The following is an 18,183-nucleotide window of genomic DNA, read 5'->3' on the forward strand; positions in this document are numbered from 1 at the left end:
CCATCGTAGGGTGGGGGTGTGACCTACACCCCCGCGCAGGACCGCTACGACTCGATGACCTACCGGCGTGCCGGGCGCAGCGGAGTCAGACTGCCCGCGATCTCGCTCGGCCTCTGGCACAACTTCGGCGACACCCGGCCGCTCGACCGGCAGCGGGACATCGTGCGCCGTGCGTTCGACCTCGGCGTCACCCACTTCGACCTGGCCAACAACTACGGGCCGCCGCCCGGCAGCGCCGAGTCGAACTTCGGCCGGCTGCTCGCCACCGACCTCGCGGCGCACCGCGACGAGCTGGTGGTGTCGACCAAGGCCGGCTACCACATGTGGGACGGCCCGTACGGCGAGTGGGGTTCACGCAAATACCTGGTCAGCTCGCTCGACCAGTCGCTGAAGCGGCTCGGCCTCGACTACGTCGACGTCTTCTACCACCACCGGCCCGACCCGGACACCCCGCTCGAGGAGACGATGTCGGCCCTCGACGCCGTGGTGCGTGCGGGCAAGGCCCTCTATGTCGGAATCAGCAACTACACCGCGGCGCAGACCGCCGACGCCGCCCGGATCCTGCGCGAGCTCGGCACGCCGCTGCTGATCCACCAGCCGTCCTACTCGATCCTCAACCGCTGGATCGAACGCGACGACCTGCTCGACACCCTGGCCGAGGCGGGCGCCGGGTGCATCGCGTTCAGCCCGCTGCAGCAGGGCCTGCTCACCGACCGCTACCTGGGCGGCATCCCCGCCGACTCGCGGGTGCGCACCAGCGTCTTCCTCAACGAGGACGCCCTCGACGACAAGACGATGGCCCGCATCCACGCCCTCGACGACATCGCCAAGCGGCGGGGCCAGTCACTCGCCCAGATGGCCCTCGCCTGGGCGCTGCGCGACGAGCGGATGACCAGCCTGATCATCGGCGCGAGCAGCGTCGAGCAGCTGGAGAACAACGTCGCCGCGCTGAACAACCTGCCGCTGTCGGCCGACGAACTGGACGAGATCGACGGCACGGTCCTCGACCGGTAAATCGGTCCCGTCCGGGCCGGTGCGGCCGGTACCGTCCCGGACGTGATCCAGATCCTCGGAGTCGTGGTCGGCTCCCGCGCGTACGGCCTCGACGGCCCCGGGTCCGACCATGACCGCCGGGGCGTGTTCGTGGCGCCGACCCGCGCCTTCTGGAGCCTGACCAAGCCGCCGACCCACCTCGACGGGCCGCGGGCGGAGGAGTTCTCGTGGGAGATCGAGCGGTTCTGCGTGCTGGCCCTGCAGGCCAACCCGACAGTTCTCGAGGTGCTCTGGTCGCCCGTCGTCGAGCACCTCGACGAGGACGGCGAGGCCCTGCGGTCGGTGCGCCGGGCGTTCCTCTCCCGGCGCGTCGCGGCCAGCTACGGATCGTACGCGCGGGACCAGCTCCACCGGGTCGACGCGCGCCGCGAACGCACCGGCGTGACCAACCACAAACAGGCCATGCACATGCTGCGACTGCTGATGGCCGGCGCCCACGTGCTGCGGACCGGCGAGGTCCTGGTCGACGTCCGCCCGTGGCGCGAGCGGCTGCTGGCGGTCAAGCGCGGCGAGCTGCCCTGGCACGAGGTGACGACCTGGGCCGAGGCACTCCAGGAAGACCTCACCGCCGCCGCGAACGACACCCGGCTGCCCGACTCCCCGGATCACGCGGCGATCGATCAACTGCTTCATGACGTACGGGAGAAGGGGTTGAAATGACCTTGACCGTCCCCACCTGGACCGCTTCCGTGGCCACCCAGCTCCCCTACCCGCTGATCTTCGCCACCGTCAGCGCCTGCTGAACAGCCGCAACGGTTACGTGCTGGAGCAACTGCTGTCCCCGCTGGTGGTGGTGACGTCCCCGGTGCACGACGCGCTGAAAGACCTCGCGGCGGGGCTGATCACGACCGGGCACGCCCACCACTACCTGGGTTTCGCGGCCGGGCAGGAGAAACTGTTCCGCTCGTCCGGCGGGCTCAAGCCGGCCCTCTACACGCTGCGGGTGCTGCTCACCGGCGCCCACCTGATGCGGACCGGGCGCCTGGAGACGGATCTCGCGGTGCTGGGCGACGACCTCGGGTACGTACCGGATCTGATCGCCGCCAAGCGCGCGGCGGAGCACGGACGTCTCCCCGCCGGGGTGTCCGCCCTGCTGGACCGGGAGGTGCCCCGGTTGCGTGCCGAGCTGGAGGTGGCCCGGGACGCCTCCGGTCTGCCCGCGGAGGCGTCCCCCGCGGCCGTGGCGGCGTTGCACGACCTGCTGGTGCACACCCGGCTGGAGACGGTGGCATGACCCTGCGGAAGCCGTTCCCGCTCACCAGGTAGGCCGCATCCCGCCGTCGACGACCAGGTCGCTGCCGGTGATGTTGCCCGCGCCGGCCAGGAACAGGACCGCCTGCGCGACCTCGTCGGGAGTGGAGAACCGCCCGCTCGGGATCTGCGCCAGCGCCCCGGCGACAACCTCCTCCGGCCGCAGTCCGGCCTCGGCCGAGACGGTGGCGGCCACGCCCGCACCACCCAGCCACAGATCGGTCTCGACCGGCCCCGGGCTGACCGTGTTGACCCGCACACCCTTCGCCGCGACCTCCTTGGACAACGCCTTGGAGAACGAGACGAGCGCCGCCTTGGCCGCGCTGTAGTCGATCACCAGCGGATCGGGCAGGCTCGCGTTGAGCGACGCCACCGTGACGATCGCCCCGCTCCGGCGCTCCAGCATCGACGGCAGCACGGCCCGGGTCATCCGAACCGCCGACAGCAGGTTCAGCTCGAGCGTGCGCTGCCACTCGGCGTCGCTCACCGACAGGAAGCCCCCGGTCCGGGTCGGCGCCGCGCCCACGTTGTTGACGAGCACGTCGACCGCCCCGCCGGCCGCCTCGAGAAGGGCCGCCGGCGCCGCCGGGTCGGTCAGGTCGGCCCCCACCCAGCGCACCCCGCCCGCCTCGGCCAGCGTCTCCAACTCGGACGTGCGGCTGCGCGCGGCGGCGAGCACGGTCGCCCCGGCCCCCGCGAGGGCCCGCACCACCGCCAGCCCGATCCCCTTGCTCGCCCCGGTGACGATCGCCGTCTTCCCCTGCATGCGCTGTCCCTCCGTCGTCGTTGCCCACGACACTAGAGAAACGGTCGGCCGTGGCGAATGAGTCAAACGACTGCTGTCGAGTCAGCCGAGCACGCCCCCGTCGATCAGGATCAGCAGGCCGAGACCGATCAGGACGACCGGCAGCAGCACGTGCCCCCAGCGGCTCAGCGCCCCGGCGATCAGCGGGCGGGTGGCGAAGAACCGGCCGGCCGCCACCCACACCGCGACCAGCACCAGGAAGACCGCCACATAGCCGGTCGTCCCGGCACTACCGGCGGTGGCGAAGACCGGCACGTACACGCCGATGTTGTCGCCGCCGTTGGCGAACGTCACGGCGGCGACCTCGACCGCCCGCGGACCGCCCGGCCGGGTCTCGCCCTCGTCGTCCTCGTCATGGCGGTGCCGCCACGACTGGATGGCCGCCTTACCGCCCAGGGCCAGCGGCAACAGACCCAGCCAGGGGATCACCCGCGCGGGCAGGAAGGTCGCGCCGAACCCGGCCGCCACCGACACCACCAGGATGCCGGCGAAACCGAGGTACTGACCGGCGGCGATCGAACGGGTGGTGTGCCGGCCACCCGCGCCCCGCGCGAAGAACAGGGCGAGGATCAGGATGTCGTCGACGTTCGTCACGGCGAACAGGCCGGCCGCCTGCCCGAGCAGGCCCAGGTCCACCGGACGAGCTAACGCCGGCCGCTGCGCACGCCACGACGGCCGGCGATGCGCGTCGACTTGGCGCACCACGACCGGTAGCTGCCCCGCCGGTGGGGCCAGCCGCGGGGACCCCGCCCGCACGGACACGACCACGGGTGCGAAGGCGCCTTGGTGCTCCAGTCGCGACGGGCCGAGCCCAGCCGCCGCCGCAGGTCGGACAGCGCCCACTCGGGGCTGGGCGAGGCGGTGAAGGCGACCGGCCGCTCGCCGACCAGCCGCCGCCGCAGATCGAGGAACTCCAAAGGCTTGTCCACCCCGGTTGTCTATCACCGCGCTCGGTACGGCCGACAGCGAATTAGTGATCGGGGTGCGGGTAACCTCGGGCGAACACCGGGCGAGGCCAGCGGGGGCGGCGATGAGCACCGACGATCGGATCGAACGCGCCAGGAAGATCTACGAGCGGGTCGTCTACAGCGGTGACGCCGGTGCGCTGGGGGACGCGGCAAGGGGCCTGGACGCGGTCGAGGCCGATGTGGCGCTGGCGCGCGGCCGGCTTCTGCACGCGGCCTTCCAGAGCGCGCCGGCCGATTCCCCACCGGCCGGTGTGACGCCGGTCGAGGATCCGGCCGAGCTACCCCTGTTCGAGCGCGCGCTCGAGTTGTATCAAGCCGCCGGCGACGCGCGGGGTGAGGCGGAGGCCGAGTTCTGGATCGGCTGCGTGCATCAGTTCATCCGGCGCGACCACCGGACCGCTACCCCGCACCTGCAACGGTCCAGCCGGCTCGCGGAGCGGACGGGCGACAAACGGACCCGGGCCGAGGCGCTGCGACACCTGGGCATCGAGGCGCACGCGGCCGGGCGGCTCGACGAGGCGCGCGAGCAGCTGACGGAATCGTCCCGCCTGCGCCGGGAGATCGGGGCCCTGCCCGGGGTGGCGTCCAACCTGGTCGGGCTCGCCTACATCGCCGCCGCCCAGGACCGCCGGGCCGACGCGCTCGCCACCCTCGACGAGGCCGAGGCCCTCGCCGACGCGCACGACGCCCACGCCGTCAAGCGCCACATCCAGCAGGCCCGCGCGACCATCTGATCACTCGTAGCAGCCCGTCCGATCGCTCTCCAGATCGATGTCGGTGACCTTGCTCTTCTGGACGTTGATCCGGTAATGCGCGCCGTCGCCCTTGACCACGTCGACCATCACGTCGCCGTCGGTGCGCTTGGCGTCCGGGATCTCGTCGCCGTCGATACGCCAGGTCAAGCCGGGATAGGCGGCACGCACGGCGGCCAGGGTGCTGCCGGGGTGGATGCCCGCCGGGGTCTTCTGGTTGCCGAACGAGCTGAGGGCGCGCAGACCGTACCGGCCGTTGAAGACCATGCCGGCGTCCTTCGACTGGCCCTTCCAGTGGGCATAGCTGCAGGTGTCGCCGGCGCTGTCAGCGGCGCTGACGACGATCAGACCGGTCTTGCGGGCCGCGGTGAGACTCATCCCGATCTTCAACGGTCCGATGTGGTCGGGCTCGATGGTGAGATCGGCGGTGTCGGTGCGGGCCGGCCGGCTCGTCGGGGCGTCGACCGGCGCGCTCGACGACGCCCGCGGGGTCGGCGAGACCGTGCCGCCGACCGGCGGGAGGCCCGAGGCGGGTTCGGAAGCGGGGGCGGGGGCGGACGAGCCGCCACCGACCGGTGCGGCGGCGCCACCGACCCGCTCGGTGGTGCCGTTGTCGCAGGCGGCGGAGAGGCAGACGAGGGCGGAGACAGCGAGGATCGGGGCGAAGCGGCGCATCGAGGGTGTTCCTTTCCGGCAGGGGTTCGTGGGGTGTGATGCGTCGCCGGCCGGGTCGGTTCGGGACTCGCCGATAACGAACGAGTAACGCGGTCTCAGGCGCGGTCGAGGCCGACCTGCGCCCGCGCCTGCTGGTCGCGGATGCCCCGGTCGGTGGCGATGGTGCGGGCCTCGGTGAAATAGCCGGCGGCGTCCCGGCCGGCGGCCAGGGCCGCCTCACCCATGCTGTTCAGTACGTGCGTCTGGGAGTACTGGTCGCCCGTCTCCCGCAGGATCGTCAGCGACTGCCGGAAGAAACCGAGGGCGTCGCCCGGCCGGCCGATCCGGGTGTGCAGCGTGCCCAGGCTGTCCAGGGCCGCGGCCTCGGCGGCCCGGTTGCCGATCTGGCGGGCCCAGTCCAGGGACTGGGCGAGGTGCTCCCGGGCCGGCTCCTCACGGCCGGCGATGGCCTCGAGCTCGCCGATGTTGTTCATGGCCAGGACCATGCCGTACTTGTTGCCCGTCGCCGTGGCCAGGGCCAGCGACTGCTCGTAGAGGCCGATCGCCTCGTCGTAACGGCCGGCCCAGCGCAGGGACACCCCGAGGCCGTTCAGGGCGCGGGCCTCGCCCACCTGGTCCCCGGCCGCCCGGAACAGCTCGAGGGCCTGCCGCTTGTAGCCGATCGCGTCCTCGATGCCGCTGGAACGCTCGGCCGCGATGCCCAGGTAGCCGAGAGCACGGGCCTGCCCGGCCGGATCACCGAGCCGCCGGTAGAGGGTCAGGGCCTGGCGGAAATAGCCGGCCCCCCAGCCGTCCACGCCCAGGCCGAGGTGCGCCCAGCCCACGTTGTTCAGCGCCCACGCCTCGTTCTGCTCGTCCCCGGCGGCCCGGGCGGCACTCAGGGCGTTGCTGTGCACGGTCAGCGCATCGGACCGGTAACCGCCGGTCAGATAGTGCACGAGCGTGCGGGCCAACCGGATCGTCAGGTCGGGCGGGGCCTCGGCGGTGATCGACACCAGGGTGGCGCGTTCCAGGTCGAGCCAGGCCACCGCCGCGGCCTGATCGGTGAGGTCGGGAGCGGGGGTGCCGGACGGCGCGACGTACGGCTGCCGGCCCGCCTCGGTCGGATAGAGCGTGCTCATGGCGGCCGCGGTGGTGGCCAGATAATGGTCGAACAACCGGGTGAGGGCGTCCCGGCGGGCCGACGGCGGGTCCTGGTCGTGGGCGCGGCCGGCGGCGTACGCGCGAACCAGGTCGTGGAAGGCGTAACGGGCGGTGCCGGCCGGCTGCAGCAGATGATCGCGGCACAGGTCGTCGAGCCAGGACTGCGCGGTGTCCAGCTCGGTGTCGGTGAGCGCGGCCGCCGCGTACACGTCGAAGTCTTGTCCGGGATGTAACGCGGCCAGGCGGAACAGACGCTGCTGCGGGGCCGGCAGGTGCTGGTAGGACAGCGTGATGGCGACTTCGACGTCACTGTCGAGGCGGCCGTCGTGGTGCCGGTCGTCGAGCCGGTCGGCGTGGTCGGCGAGGGTCCAGCCGGGCCGGTTGCGGATGTGCGCGGCGATCAGGCTCAACGCCAGCGGGAGGTAACCGCAGCGCCGGGCGATGCGGGCGGCGGCGCCGGGGTCGTCGAGCGGACCGATCGCGGCGGCGAGAAAGACCAGCGCCTCGTCCGGGGTGAACGCCTCGACGGTGAGCTGGGCGGCGGCGGCGAGCGACAGGTCACGGCGGCTGGTGATCACGGCCCGGCAGCCGGACGTCAGCGGCAACAGGGGCCGGACCTGCTCGGCGGTGGCCGCGTTGTCGAGCACGACCAGGACGCGGTGGCCCGACAGCCGGGCCCGGTAGGCCGCGGTCCGGGCCGCCAGACCGTACGGGATCTGCTGGCCGGGCAGGCCGAGCAGGCGCAGGAAGCCGTCGAGCACGGCGGCCGGGTCGGCCGGTGGGTGGGCCGGGTCGAAGCCCCGCAGGTTGACGAACAGCACCCGGTCGACCGTCTTCGAACGCAGCAGTTCGTGTCCGGCGTGCAGGGCCAGCTGGGTCTTGCCGACACCGGCCATCCCGTCGAGCGCCGAGATGAGCACCGTGTCGGCGGCGAGGAGCCGGTCGAGCTCGGCGGCCCGGCCGGTGAAGGTGCCCACGCCGGCCGGCAGGGTGTCCTGCACCCGGACCTGACCGGCGGACCCCTGCAGGGCCTGCCGCCACTGGTTCACGTAACCCGGGTCGTCGTGCAGCGCCGTCACGATCGCGACCACCAGGTCGGCGTTGAAGCGCCGGCGCCCGGGGGTGAAACAGTTGGCCACCGTGGACCGCCGGGCCAGCTCCCCGGCCGGGCGGCCGGCCGCGGTCCAGGCCGCGTTGATCCGGTCCTTGATCGTCTCGTACGACGGGTCGCCCGCCCACACCTTCAGCAGCCGCAGCCGTTCCGCGAGGTCGTCAGCGGACGGCTCGGGCGGTGTCGCGAACGTCATCCATCCCCCATGGATCGCGGTCGAACGTCAATTGTGCCCCCCGGTCCGCAACCCGGTCCGCGACGGTCAGGACAGCGCGTCCCGCAGCGACGCCCGCGACGAGATGCCCAGCTTCGGGAAGACCCGGTAGAGATGGGCGCCGACGGTGCGCGGCGACAGGAACAGCTTCGCCCCGATCTCCTTGTTGCTCAGCCCACCCGCCGCCAGCAGGGCGACCTCGCGCTCCTGCGCGGTCAGCGCGGCACCCGGCCCACCGGCCCGCAGCTCCACCCGCGCCCGCGCCGCCCACGGACCCGCACCGAGCCGCTCGAACTCCGCGTCGGCCAGCGACAACGCGGCCCGCGCGGCGGTGTGCGCGCGCTGCCGCCGTAACCACATGCCCTGCGCCAGCCGCACCCGGGCCAGCTCGAACGGGAACCGCCCGGCCGCCGGCCGGGCCACCGCCGCCTCGAACGACGCACCCGGCGAGTCGGTCATCGCCAGCGCCGCCGCGACCAGGAAGTCCAGCCGCTCGGAGAGCGCCGGCAGACCGGCCGCCACGGCGGCGAGAGCATGGGCGCGGGCCTGCGGCACCCGGCCGGTGTGCACGGCCGCTTCGATCAGGTCCAGGAACGTGCGGACCGACTGATGGGAGTACGGCGTGAAGGTGCCCGGCGAGCTCAGGCCACTGGCGTACGCGTACGCCGTCTCGTAGTCGCCGGACGTGAGCCCCGCCGCCGTACCGATCGCCTCGGCCACCGCCGTCAGATAGCCGACCCCCCGCGGCCGGGCCCACCGATCGAGCCGGTCGGCGGCCCGCCCGGCCGCCTCGAAATCGCCGCGCCACGCGTGCACCAACCCGATGTAGCCGTAGAACTGGTGCTCGAACAGCGCGTACTCGTGCTCGATGGTCAACTCCAGACCGCGCCGCCCGGTCGCCAGCGCGTCGTCCCACTCCCCCGCGTCCATCTGGTCGAGCATCACCAGCTGCAGCAGCGTCATGGCGTTGGTGACCGCCCCGCCGTGCAACTCCCGCGTCGCCACCCGCTCCACGATGGCCCGATGCTCGGCGAGCGTGTCCACGAAGTACGCCGAGACGCCGAGCCGCATCACATCCCACGGCCGGCCGGCCCCGACCCGCGCGAACGCCGCCCGGACCCGCTCCACCGCCCCCTGACCGGTGCGCACCACGTCACCCATGGTGTCCCGGTAGATCTCGCTGAGCGGCCCCGCCTGGTCGAACAGTCCCTCGGTCACCCGCCACAACTCGGCATCCTGCGAGTACAGACTGATCGCCACCAGCAGGTCGAGCAGCCGCTCCCGGGTGTCCGGCTCGACCGCGCCGGCAAGCGCCGCGGCCACCCGCCGGTGCGCCGCCCGCACGTCCCCGTCGCGGTAGAACGCCGAATAGACCGACGCCAGCACGGCCGCCGGCGACTGCACCTCGGCCAGCTCCAGCGCCTCGTCGAGCAACGCCGCCTGCGCCGCCACGAACGCCGCCTCGGCCAGCCGCCGCGACCGCTCCGGCGCCTCCGGGCTGAGCTCGGCCGCCCGGGTCAGCATCGCCACCGCCGACGCCGCGCCGCCCCGCTCGCTCGCCACGTGAGCCGCTACCTCGAGCGCCTCGGCGACCTCCTCGGACGGGTCCACGGTGGCCGCCGCCAGATGCCTCGCATACCGCTCGGCGTCCTGCTCGTGCAGCTCGGCCAGCTCGAGATGAGCCGCCCGCCGCTCGTCGGGAGTGGCCGAACGCAGCAACGCCGACCGCACCAGCGGATGCCGGAACACCACGTCGCCACTGCCCGGGTCGGCCGTCACCAGCCCGCTCTCGAACGCCTCCGCCACCCCCGACAGCCGATAACGGAACCGCCCCGCGCCGTCGAGGGCAGCCCGCAGCAGCGACGCGCGGACCGGCGGACTCAACGCCGCGATCCGCGCCCCGAACAGTCGCCCGGCCAGCCCGCCGTCGGCCGAACCGGCCGCCCGCGGCAACTCCACCAGGGCCAGCGGATTGCCCTGGGCCTCCCGCAGGATCTCGGTGCGGGCGGCCTCCCCGAGGTCGGGCGCGGTGCGGGCGAGCAGAACGGACGCCGCCGCGGCGGCGAGCGGCGGCACCGGCAGGGCGGGCAGGCCGGCGACGTCCCAGCCGGAGGCCACCTCAGCGCGGACGGCGGCCAGCAGGTGCACGTTGTGACCGCTCAGGCGCCGCGCGATGAACGTGCCGAGCGCCACCGACTGGGCGTCGAACCAGTGCGCGTCGTCGACGACGATCAGCAACGGTGCGGGGCCGGCGGCCAGGGCGAGCAGATCGAGTACGGCCACGCCGAGCGCCAGCACCGACGGCGGTTCCGCCGACCCGCGCCCGAAGATCGTGTCGAACGCGGCCCGGGTGCCGTCGTCGAGGCCGTCGGCATGCGCGAGCAACGGATAGAGGATCTGATGCAGCCCCGCGTAGGCGATCCCCGACTCGGCCTCGGTGCCGACCGACCGCAGCACCCGCCCACCGGTGGCCGCGGCCGCCTTGTCGACGAGTGCGCTCTTGCCGACCCCGGTGTCGCCCCGCACGACAAGTGCCCCGCCCGCACCGGCCAGGAAGGCGGCCAACGTGGCGAGCTCGGTGTCGCGGCCCACGATCTCAGTCACGCTCGAAATTTAGAGCATCCGCCCCAGCACACACCCTGTAGACCGTCCTAGGATTCTAGGTTTTTATGTTTGCACCGGTTGTCGGTTTACGCTGATCCCATGTCGGCCCAGACTCTCCTCGCCCGGCCGCACCGGCCGGTTCTGGTCGCGGGCACCCTGACCGAGCTCGCCGGCCCCACCCGGGGCATCGTCGAACTGCCGCTGCGCCTGTGGTGGAACCCGGTGCGCACGTTCGATCTCGACGAACCCACGATGCTCAGCTGGATGTACGAGAACGTCCTGCGCGAGGCCATCCGGGTCGACGAACTGCGGTCCTACCTCAACGGCCCCCTTCTCGTACGCCTGTGGCCGCAGCTGAACCTCCCCCGCGCCGTGCGTGCCGCCTGGGAGGCCCGGCACCCGCGGCTGCGGCACGCGTGAGTTTCGAGGATTTCTACCGCGACGTCGCCCGGGTCGCCCTCGCGGTCGCCACCAAACACGGTTTCGTGCTCGGCGGCGGCGTCGCCTGGCTGGTCAACGGCCTGGTGTCGCGCCCGACCGAGGACGTCGACCTGTTCACCGACACCGCCGGCGCCGTCGCCGCGGCAGCCGGCGAAGTGGCCGCGTCCCTGCGCGAGAACGGCTACCGGGTGCTGCGCGAGGAAGGCGACGAACTGTTCGCCGGCATGGCCGAGGACATCCAGGAGTTCGTCGTCAGCCGGGACGGACGCGCCCTGCGACTGACCCTGTGCCGCCTCGACCGCAACCGCGCCCCCGTCGTGATGGACCTCGGCCCGGTCATGCACCTCGACGACCTGGTCGCGACAAAAGTGGCCGCGCTGGTCAACCGCCGCGAGGTCCGCGACTACATCGACGTCGCCGCCGCCCTCGAGCGCTACCCCCTGAGCCGCATCCTGGAACTCGCCCACGCCATCGACCCCGCCCTCGACCCGGACGACATCGCCGACGCCGGCCGCTACCTGGACCGCCTGAACGACGCCCGCTTCACCCTCTATGGCCTGGACGCTCCGCAAATAGCCAAGTTACGGGCCAGGTTGGCCGGCTGGCCCCGCACCTGACAACAGCGCCTTCGGTGGAATCCCGCGCTACGTCGAGCGGAACTCCAAGATCGGCGAGACGGGGCCGACAACGGGGCCGACAAAGGGGGCGGAGGCTAGGCCAAGGGGACGACGTCGGGGGCGCCCAGGCGGGCGGCGTCGGCGGTTTCGTCGTCGAGCTGTTCCTGGGAAGCGCGTTCGGCCTCGACGCGGAGGCGGTAGTGCGAGATCTCGCGTTCGGTCTGTTCCGGAGTCCAGCCCAGGACGCCGGCCATCAGGGTGGCGGCGGCGGGGGCGGCGGCCAGGCCACGGTCGAAGGTCTCGATCGAGATGCGGGTGCGTCGGGCCAGCATGTCGACCAGGTGGCGGGCGCCTTCGAAGGAGGCGGCGTAGACCACTTCGGCCCGCAGGTAGTCTTCGGCGCCGGCCAGGGGGCCGGCCAGGGACGGGTCGGATCTGATCAGGTCGAGCACTTCGAGGACGAGGGAACCGTAGCGGCCGAGCAGGTGCTCGACCCGGGCGACGTGCAGGCCGGAGTCGGCGGCCAGGACCCGGCGGCGGTTCCACAGGGCGGGGTAGCCGTCGGCACCGACCAGGGGCACGTTGTCGGTGCAGGATTTCGGCACCGAGCGGCCGAGGCCGTGGACGCAGGCGTCGACCGCGTCGCGGGCCATCACCCGGTAGGTGGTGTATTTGCCGCCGGCGACGACGACGAGGCCGGGGACCGGGCTGCCCACGGTGTGTTCGCGGGACAGCTGGGAGGTCGACTCGGATTCGCCGGAGAGCAGCGGGCGCAGGCCGGCGTAGACGCCTTGCACGTCGGCGCGGGACAGCGGGGTGTTCAGCACCGAGTTGACGTGTTCGAGCAGGTAGTCGATGTCGGTGGCGGAGGCGGCCGGGTGCGCCTTGTCGAGGGTCCAGTCGGTGTCGGTGGTGCCGATGATCCAGTGCCGGCCCCAGGGGATGACGAACAGGACGCTCTTCTCGGTACGCAGGATCAGGCCGGTCGAGGATTGGATGCGGTCACGCGGGACGACCAGGTGGATGCCTTTGGAGGCGCGTACGTGGAACTGGCCGCGTTCACCGATGAGCGCCTGGGTGTCGTCGGTCCAGACCCCGGTGGCGTTGATGACCTGCTGGGCGCGGACCTCGAACGTACGGTCGTGCTCGAGATCGTGGACCCGCACCCCCGTCACCCGCTCGCCCTCGCGCAGGAAACCGACCACCTCGGCGCGCGAGGCGACGTGGGCGCCGTAGGCGGCCGCGGTGCGCGCGAGAAACATCGTGTGCCGGGCGTCGTCGACCTGCGCGTCGTAGTACTGCAGCGCGCCGACCAGCGAGTCCTTCTTCAGCGCCGGGCATTCGCGCAGCGCCCCGCGGCGGGTCAGGTTGCGGTGGTGCGGCAGTCCGCCGCCGAGCGCCATGGTGTCGTAGAGCGACACCCCGGTGCCGGCGTAGGCGCGTTCCCAGCCGTGGTGTTTGAGCGGGTAGAGGAAGCGGACCGGGCGCACCAGGTGCGGGGCGAGCCGGGTGAGCATCAGGCCGCGTTCCCGCAGGGCCTCGCGGACCAGCGCGAAGTCGAGCATCTCCAGGTAACGCAGGCCGCCGTGGATGAGTTTGCTGGACCGGCTCGACGTGCCGGACGCGAAGTCGCGCGCCTCGACCAGGCCGACCGACAGGCCGCGGGTGGTGGCGTCGAGTGCGCAGCCGGCGCCCACCACCCCGCCGCCGATGACCAGTACGTCGAGCTCGGCGCCGGCGAGCGCGGCCAGCGCCGAGTCCCGATACTGCGGGGAAAGAGCCGTCATGTTCAGTCCACGTCCACCCAGTCGAGAGTGCGCTGTACCGCCTTCTTCCACCGCGCATACCCCTCGTTGCGCTGATCATCCGTCCAGGTCGGCGCCCAGCGCCGCGATTCGTTCCAGTTGGCGCGCAGTTCGTCGGTCGACTTCCAGAAGCCGACCGCGAGTCCGGCCGCGTAGGCGGCGCCGAGCGCGGTCGTCTCGGCCACCACCGGGCGGCTGACCGGCACGCCGAGCACGTCGGCCTGCAGCTGCATGCAGAGCGCGTTCTCGGTGATGCCGCCGTCGACCTTGAGCACGTCGAGGGTGACGCCGGAGTCGGTCGCCATCGCGTCGACCACGTCGCGGCTCTGGTAGCAGATCGCCTCGAGGGTGGCCCGCGCGATGTGCGCGTCGGTGTTGAAGCGGGACAGCCCGACGATGGCGCCGCGGGCGTCGGAGCGCCAGTAGGGGGCGAAGAGCCCGGAGAAGGCGGGCACGAAGTAGACGCCGCCGTTGTCCGGGACCGAGGCCGCGAGGGCTTCGCTGTCGGCCGCCGTCTTGATCACGTGGAGCTGGTCGCGCAGCCACTGCACGGCCGAGCCGGTGACCGCGATCGAGCCTTCTAGAGCGTAGACCGGGGCGGCGTCGCCGAACTGGTAGCAGACGGTGGTGAGCAGGCCGTTCTCGGAGCGGACCAGTTCGGTGCCGGTGTTCAGGAGCATGAAGTTGCCGGTGCCGTAGGTGTTCTTGGCCTCGCCGGGCGAGAAGCACACCTGCCCGACCGTGGCCGCCTGCTGGTCGCCGAGGTCACCGGTGAGCGGGACCTCGCCGCCGAGCGGTCCGGGCCAGCGGGCCACGCCGTAGGTGTTCGGATCCGAGGACGGCCGGATCTCCGGCAGCATCGACCGCGGGATGTCGAAGAAGCTGAGCAGTTCGTCGTCCCACTGCAGAGATTCAAGATCCATGAGCATCGTACGGCTGGCGTTGGTCACGTCGGTGACGTGATTGCCGCCGTCGACCCCGCCCGTCATGTTCCACAGCAGCCAGCTGTCGGTGTTGCCGAAGATGGCGTCGCCCCGCTCGGCCGCCGCCCGGACGCCGTCGACGTTCTCCAGAATCCACTGGATCTTGCCGGCGGAGAAGTAGGTGGCCGGGGGCAGGCCGGCCTTGCGCCGGATCACGTCGCCCCGCCCGTCGCGGTCGAGCGCGGACGCGATCCGGTCGGTGCGGGTGTCCTGCCAGACGATCGCGTTGTAATAGGGCCGGCCGGTGGTGCGGTCCCAGACCACGGCCGTCTCGCGCTGGTTGGTGATGCCGAGCGCGGCCAGGTCGGAGGCCTGCAGGTTGGCCTTCTGCATGGCGGTGCGCACGACCGTCACGGTGCGTTCGAGGATCTCGACCGGGTTGTGTTCGACCCAGCCCGCCTGCGGCAGGATCTGCTCGTGTTCGAGCTGGTGGCGGGCCACCTCGTTGCCGCCGTGGTCGAAGATCATGAATCGGGTGCTTGTCGTGCCCTGGTCGACCGCTCCGACGAAGTCAGCCACGGGTTGCCTCCACTGAGTCTCGGGGCGCGGGGATCTCGCCCGGTTCCTGCGGTGCCACGGACGGCAGGAACCGTCCGATCAGGGCCTGGTAGAGACCGGCGCCCAGCACCCCGCCGATGATCGGGGCGACGATCGGTATCCAGAAATAGAGATACCCTGTCTGGTCCCGGAACGCCCCGCCATAGCCGGTGAGGAAACTGGCGAGTCGCGGACCGAAGTCGCGAGCCGGGTTGATCGCGTAACCCGCGTTGGTGCCCCAGGCCATGCCGATCGCGACCACGAGCAGGCCGATGACGACCGGTGCCAGGTTGGCCAGCGGCGCGGTGTTGGCCGAGTCGGTGATCGCGAGGATCAGGAACAGCAGGATCGCGGTGCCGATGACCTGGTCGCGGAACGCCCCCCATTCGCCGACCGGCAGGGTGCCGTTGCCGGGCAGGGTGGAGAACACCCCCTGTGTCTTGATCGTCAGGCCGGGGTCGGCCGCGTGCAGGACCTCGGTGTAGTTCCAGCGCACCAGCAGCGCGGCGACGAACGCCCCGAGGAACTGGGCGAGCGCGTAGGGAGCCACCTTGCGCCACTCGAAGCCCTTGAAGACCGCGAGCGCGATGGTGACGGCCGGGTTGAGATGGGCGCCGCTGACCCGGGCGGCGACATAGACGCCGAGGGTCACGCCGAGGCCCCATGCCCAGGCGATGCTGTCGTGGTCGCCGATGCCGGCGCCGGCCACCTGTGCGACGACGCCCACGCCGAAGAGGATGAGGATCATGGTCCCGGCGAACTCGGCGGCCAATTCGCCGAGCAGGCCCGGGATCTTCAGTCGTGCTGCCATGTGCCCTCCTTGCTCGATGCTCCGCACGCTAGGTAGCGCGACGATCACCGGCAATGCGTGCCGTTCGGCATTGCCGAACATTGATCACGGTCGGCGTTCACGTTGTGGCATAGAGTCAGAAACGTGCCGGGAACAGTGCAGTCCATCGAGCGCGCCGCCGCGGTGCTGCGCCTGCTCGCGGCCGGGCCGGGCCGCCTCGCGCTGGGCGAGATCGCGCACTCGCTCGACCTGGCCAAGGGCACCACCCACGGCATCCTGCGGACCCTGCAACACGTCGGATTCGTCGACCAGGACCGGGCGTCCGGACACTACGGCCTCGGTCCCGCCATGCGCCGTCTCGGCACCAGCCAGCTCGATGTCAACGAACTGCGCTCGTTCGCGATCAACTGGGCCGACCCGCTCGCCGCCCGCACCGGCGAGGCGGTCCGGGTCGGCACCGTCCTGGCCGGACAGGTCCTGGTCGTCCACCACGTGTTCCGCCCCGACGACACCTTCCAGACCCTCGAGGTCGGCGCCCACCTGCCGCTGCACGCGAGCGCGCTCGGCAAGGTGCTGCTCGCCTACCGGGCGGCCGGCGCCGTGCCGGCCGCCCACCTCGACCGGTTCACCCGGCGGACCATCCTGGCGCCGCGCACGCTCGCCGCCGAGCTCCAGCGGGTGCGCGGCGCCGGCTGGGCCGCCGACGTCGAGGAGATGACCCCGGGCAACGCCGCGATCGCCGCGCCGATCCGGGCCCACGGCGGTCTCGTCGTCGGCGCCGTCGGCATCGACGGCCTGGTCGAGCGGGTCTGCGACAGCCGTTACCGGCCCCACCAGCAGCTGGTCGCCTTCGTCCGGGACGCGGCCCGGTCGATATCGCGGGAGCTGGGAGGTCTGCGGGAGGCAGCATGACCGAACGCTATGTCGTCGCCATCGACCAGGGCACCACCTCGACCCGGTGCATCGTCTTCGACCGGCGCGGCCGGCTGGTCTCCGTCGCCCAGCAGGAGCACAAGCAATACTTCCCCCGGCCCGGCTGGGTGGAGCACGACGCCGCCGAGATCTGGCGCAACGTCGAGCGGCTCGCCCCGGAGGCGCTGCGCCAGGCCGGGATCGACGCCGGTCAGGTGGCCGCGATCGGCATCGCCAACCAGCGCGAGACGACGGTGCTGTGGGACCGGCGCACCGGCCACCCGATCGGCCACGCCATCGTCTGGCAGGACACCAGGACCGATGACCTGGTACGCGAGCTGCGCCGCCGCCCCGGTGCCGCCGTGGTCGAGCACGACTCGGCGCTGCCGATGGCCACCTATTTCTCCGGCCCGCGGATCAGCTGGATGCTCGATCACCGGCCGGGACTGCGGCAGCGCGCCGAACGGGGCGAGATCCTGTTCGGCACCATGGAGACCTGGCTGATCTGGAACCTGACCGGCGGCCTGCACGTCACCGACGTCACCAACGCCAGCCGCACCATGCTCCTCGACGTGCACACCCTCGACTGGTCCCCGGCCGCGCTCACCTTCTTCGGCATCCCGCGCGCCATGCTGCCGCAGGTGCGCGCGTCGATCGGCGGTTTCGACACGGCCCGCCACGCCTTTCCCGGGGTACGCATCGGGGCCGCGCTCGGCGACCAGCAGGCGGCGCTGTTCGGGCAGACCTGCTTCGCCCCGGGCGAGGCCAAATGCACCTACGGCACCGGCAGTTTCCTGCTGCTCAACACCGGCGACGAGCTGGTGCGGTCGACCCACGGACTGCTCAGCACGGTGGCCTACCAGATCGAGGGCGGCCCGGCCGCGTACGCCTTGGAAGGTTCCATCGCGATCACCGGCTCGCTCGTGCAGTGGTTCCGTGACCAGCTCGAGCTGATCGCCAGCGCCCCCGAGATCGAGACCCTGGCCCGCACCGTCACCGACAACGGCGGCTGCTACATCGTCCCGGCGTTCTCCGGACTGTTCGCCCCGCACTGGCGCAGCGAGGCCCGCGGCGTGATCGTCGGCCTGACCTCCTACATCACCAAGGGTCACCTGGCCCGCGCGGTGCTGGAGGCGACCGCCTGGCAGACCCGCGAGGTGGTCGACGCCATGAACGCCGACTCCGGGCTCGACCTGAGCACCCTGCGCGTGGACGGCGGGATGACCGCCGACAACCTGCTCATGCAGTACGTCGCCGACGTGCTCGACGTGCCGGTCGTCCGCCCGCTGGCGGCCGAGACGGTGTCGCTGGGCGCCGCCTACGCCGCCGGGCTCGCCGTGGATTACTGGCCCGACCTGGAGGGGTTGCGACAGAACTGGCACCGGGCGGCCCAGTGGCTGCCGACGATGGACCCGGCCGCTCGCGACCGCGAGTACCGCAACTGGCAGCGCGCCGTGCAACGTACGTTCGACTGGACCCGCCCGTCGTAGGCAACCGGGCGCCCTATCGCCGTCCGTCGGCG

General features: G+C 72.1%; 17 protein-coding genes. 8 read left to right on the plus strand and 9 right to left on the minus strand.

The genetic code is table 11. From position 1 onward, the window contains the following. Positions 1 to 18: 18 nt before the first annotated feature. The 3 genes from mgrA to Afe05nite_RS22000 are packed head-to-tail and all read left to right on the plus strand — an operon-like array spanning position 19 to position 2,287. Entirely contained in the window at positions 19 to 1,014 is a 996-nt protein-coding gene (gene mgrA, locus Afe05nite_RS21990; protein WP_203819041.1) for an L-glyceraldehyde 3-phosphate reductase, read from the plus strand. A 42-nt stretch (positions 1,015 to 1,056) separates the two neighbouring features. Further along, a complete protein-coding gene (locus tag Afe05nite_RS21995) occupies positions 1,057 to 1,713 on the plus strand; it encodes a nucleotidyltransferase domain-containing protein (RefSeq protein WP_203819042.1) in 657 nt (218 codons plus the stop codon). Between the two features lie 16 nt (positions 1,714 to 1,729). Then, positions 1,730 to 2,287 carry a nucleotidyltransferase domain-containing protein gene (locus Afe05nite_RS22000; RefSeq protein ID WP_438868626.1) on the plus strand — a complete coding sequence of 186 codons (558 nt, stop codon included), beginning with the start codon at positions 1,730 to 1,732 and terminating at the stop codon, positions 2,285 to 2,287. 21 nt (positions 2,288 to 2,308) lie between these two features. Here Afe05nite_RS22000 and Afe05nite_RS22005 read toward each other — a convergent pair whose 3' ends face one another. The 3 genes from Afe05nite_RS22005 to Afe05nite_RS22015 all read right to left on the minus strand — a co-directional run bounded on the left by Afe05nite_RS22005 (position 2,309) and on the right by Afe05nite_RS22015 (position 4,038). Next, positions 2,309 to 3,070: an oxidoreductase gene (locus Afe05nite_RS22005; protein ID WP_203819043.1), complete on the minus strand. Its 762-nt coding sequence runs from the start codon at positions 3,068 to 3,070 to the stop codon at positions 2,309 to 2,311. Between the two features lie 81 nt (positions 3,071 to 3,151). Beyond that, positions 3,152 to 3,745: a cadmium resistance transporter gene (locus tag Afe05nite_RS22010; protein ID WP_203819044.1), complete on the minus strand. Its 594-nt coding sequence runs from the start codon at positions 3,743 to 3,745 to the stop codon at positions 3,152 to 3,154. A gap of 8 nt (positions 3,746 to 3,753) precedes the next feature. Beyond that, on the minus strand, positions 3,754 to 4,038 hold the full coding sequence (locus Afe05nite_RS22015) for a hypothetical protein (RefSeq protein WP_203819045.1): 285 nt from the start codon (positions 4,036 to 4,038) through the stop codon (positions 3,754 to 3,756). A 101-nt stretch (positions 4,039 to 4,139) separates the two neighbouring features. Here Afe05nite_RS22015 and Afe05nite_RS22020 point away from each other — a divergent pair, with 101 nt between their 5' ends. Continuing rightward, positions 4,140 to 4,811 (plus strand): tetratricopeptide repeat protein, encoded by a 672-nt coding sequence (locus Afe05nite_RS22020; protein ID WP_203819046.1) that lies wholly within the window; start codon positions 4,140 to 4,142, stop codon positions 4,809 to 4,811. On the opposite strand, the gene Afe05nite_RS22025 is transcribed toward Afe05nite_RS22020, so the two are convergent. From Afe05nite_RS22025 to Afe05nite_RS22035, 3 genes are all read right to left on the minus strand, one after another. After that, on the minus strand, positions 4,812 to 5,504 hold the full coding sequence (locus Afe05nite_RS22025; RefSeq protein WP_203819047.1) for a hypothetical protein: 693 nt from the start codon (positions 5,502 to 5,504) through the stop codon (positions 4,812 to 4,814). 95 nt (positions 5,505 to 5,599) lie between these two features. After that, on the minus strand, positions 5,600 to 7,954 hold the full coding sequence (locus tag Afe05nite_RS22030) for a tetratricopeptide repeat protein (protein WP_203819048.1): 2,355 nt from the start codon (positions 7,952 to 7,954) through the stop codon (positions 5,600 to 5,602). A 66-nt stretch (positions 7,955 to 8,020) separates the two neighbouring features. Beyond that, complete coding sequence (locus tag Afe05nite_RS22035; RefSeq protein WP_203819049.1) at positions 8,021 to 10,576, minus strand: helix-turn-helix transcriptional regulator; 2,556 nt, start codon at positions 10,574 to 10,576, stop codon at positions 8,021 to 8,023. Between the two features lie 99 nt (positions 10,577 to 10,675). On the opposite strand from Afe05nite_RS22035, the gene Afe05nite_RS22040 reads away from it, so the two are divergent. Beyond that, positions 10,676 to 10,996, plus strand: a complete 321-nt coding sequence (locus Afe05nite_RS22040; RefSeq protein WP_203819050.1) for a hypothetical protein — start codon at positions 10,676 to 10,678, stop codon at positions 10,994 to 10,996. Further along, complete coding sequence (locus Afe05nite_RS22045; RefSeq protein WP_203819051.1) at positions 10,993 to 11,634, plus strand: nucleotidyl transferase AbiEii/AbiGii toxin family protein; 642 nt, start codon at positions 10,993 to 10,995, stop codon at positions 11,632 to 11,634. The genes Afe05nite_RS22040 and Afe05nite_RS22045 overlap by 4 nt, the downstream gene beginning before the upstream one ends. Positions 11,635 to 11,729: 95 nt before the next feature. Here the strand turns inward: Afe05nite_RS22045 and Afe05nite_RS22050 are convergent, their stop codons facing one another. From Afe05nite_RS22050 to Afe05nite_RS22060, 3 genes are read right to left on the minus strand one after another with little or no spacing between them, the layout of a single operon-like run. Beyond that, a complete protein-coding gene (locus Afe05nite_RS22050; RefSeq protein WP_438868628.1) occupies positions 11,730 to 13,427 on the minus strand; it encodes a glycerol-3-phosphate dehydrogenase/oxidase in 1,698 nt (565 codons plus the stop codon). Continuing rightward, a complete protein-coding gene (gene glpK, locus Afe05nite_RS22055; RefSeq protein WP_203819053.1) occupies positions 13,424 to 14,941 on the minus strand; it encodes a glycerol kinase GlpK in 1,518 nt (505 codons plus the stop codon). Before glpK (Afe05nite_RS22055) ends, Afe05nite_RS22050 begins: the two co-directional genes overlap by 4 nt. After that, positions 14,934 to 15,770 carry an MIP/aquaporin family protein gene (locus Afe05nite_RS22060; protein ID WP_203819054.1) on the minus strand — a complete coding sequence of 279 codons (837 nt, stop codon included), beginning with the start codon at positions 15,768 to 15,770 and terminating at the stop codon, positions 14,934 to 14,936. The genes glpK (Afe05nite_RS22055) and Afe05nite_RS22060 overlap by 8 nt, the downstream gene beginning before the upstream one ends. A 123-nt stretch (positions 15,771 to 15,893) precedes the next feature. Between Afe05nite_RS22060 and Afe05nite_RS22065 the strand changes: the two genes are divergently transcribed. Together Afe05nite_RS22065 and glpK (Afe05nite_RS22070) are read left to right on the plus strand one after the other, a co-directional pair. Then, entirely contained in the window at positions 15,894 to 16,661 is a 768-nt protein-coding gene (locus tag Afe05nite_RS22065) for an IclR family transcriptional regulator (RefSeq protein ID WP_203819055.1), read from the plus strand. Then, the gene (gene glpK / locus Afe05nite_RS22070) at positions 16,658 to 18,151 is read left to right on the plus strand and encodes a glycerol kinase GlpK (RefSeq protein WP_203819056.1); all 1,494 of its coding nucleotides are present in this window, start codon (positions 16,658 to 16,660) and stop codon (positions 18,149 to 18,151) included. The genes Afe05nite_RS22065 and glpK (Afe05nite_RS22070) overlap by 4 nt, the downstream gene beginning before the upstream one ends. Positions 18,152 to 18,183: the final 32 nt, after the last annotated feature.

The organism is Paractinoplanes ferrugineus (assembly GCF_016862195.1).
In the GTDB taxonomy this organism is placed as follows: Bacteria; Actinomycetota; Actinomycetes; order Mycobacteriales; family Micromonosporaceae; genus Actinoplanes; species Actinoplanes ferrugineus.

What these genes read in the sequence shown, in the direction of transcription:
- Afe05nite_RS22005 (WP_203819043.1), bottom strand. Translation starts at nt 3,070, where the DNA reads ATGCAGGGGAAGACGGCGATCGTCACCGGGGCGAGCAAGGGGATCGGG.
- Afe05nite_RS22020 (WP_203819046.1), top strand. Translation starts at nt 4,140, where the DNA reads ATGAGCACCGACGATCGGATCGAACGCGCCAGGAAGATCTACGAGCGG.
- Afe05nite_RS22025 (WP_203819047.1), bottom strand. Translation starts at nt 5,504, where the DNA reads ATGCGCCGCTTCGCCCCGATCCTCGCTGTCTCCGCCCTCGTCTGCCTC.
- Afe05nite_RS22030 (WP_203819048.1), bottom strand. Translation starts at nt 7,954, where the DNA reads ATGACGTTCGCGACACCGCCCGAGCCGTCCGCTGACGACCTCGCGGAA.
- Afe05nite_RS22040 (WP_203819050.1), top strand. Translation starts at nt 10,676, where the DNA reads ATGTCGGCCCAGACTCTCCTCGCCCGGCCGCACCGGCCGGTTCTGGTC.
- Afe05nite_RS22060 (WP_203819054.1), bottom strand. Translation starts at nt 15,770, where the DNA reads ATGGCAGCACGACTGAAGATCCCGGGCCTGCTCGGCGAATTGGCCGCC.
- glpK (WP_203819056.1), top strand. Translation starts at nt 16,658, where the DNA reads ATGACCGAACGCTATGTCGTCGCCATCGACCAGGGCACCACCTCGACC.